1 protein-coding gene is annotated in these 396 nt (G+C 55.1%); it reads right to left on the bottom strand.

Features of this window, described 5'->3' with window-relative positions:
* Positions 1 to 115: 115 nt before the first annotated feature.
* Complete coding sequence (locus tag D0Y53_RS12480) at positions 116 to 352, bottom strand: hypothetical protein (protein WP_117203652.1); 237 nt, start codon at positions 350 to 352, stop codon at positions 116 to 118.
* Positions 353 to 396 lie beyond the last annotated feature (44 nt).

The following is a 396-nucleotide window of genomic DNA, read 5'->3' as shown; positions in this document are numbered from 1 at the left end:
TAACGCCTGAGTTAAGCCGACTTGCGTAGCGTAGCCGACAACGTGGCAAGCTTTACCTGCCACGTTGTTGGTGTAGCGAAGCAAGTTCGGCTTGAACGAATTGTTAGGCGGCAACTCACGGGCGATCGGCCGGATAGTCCGGAAGTTGAGCGATGCGCATGGCTCCGATGTCGTCGCTGGCAGACCTGGTTGATGCGTCTATCTCCGCGAGATGTGTCTCAATGGCAATCAAGCGGCTCTCATACTGCTGCATAAGGTTCAAGGCAGTGCCCTCAAGGCGGAACGGCTTGCCTTGGGGCTTGAACAGGATGAGAACGAGCAGAACTACAACGATCCACTCAAAGGTGCCCATGTTTCACTCCCCAAGTTCTTGCGAGCTGTCTATTGCCGCCTAAC

Source organism: Cognatiluteimonas weifangensis, assembly GCF_003416885.1.
In the GTDB taxonomy this organism is placed as follows: domain Bacteria; phylum Pseudomonadota; class Gammaproteobacteria; order Xanthomonadales; family Xanthomonadaceae; genus Cognatiluteimonas; species Cognatiluteimonas weifangensis.
Note: the sequence above shows the minus strand (reverse complement) of the source record. Positions and strands in the feature narration are given on the sequence as shown.

Coding starts and splice junctions, on each gene's coding strand:
- D0Y53_RS12480 (WP_117203652.1), bottom strand. CDS start 352: ATGGGCACCTTTGAGTGGATCGTTGTAGTTCTGCTCGTTCTCATCCTG.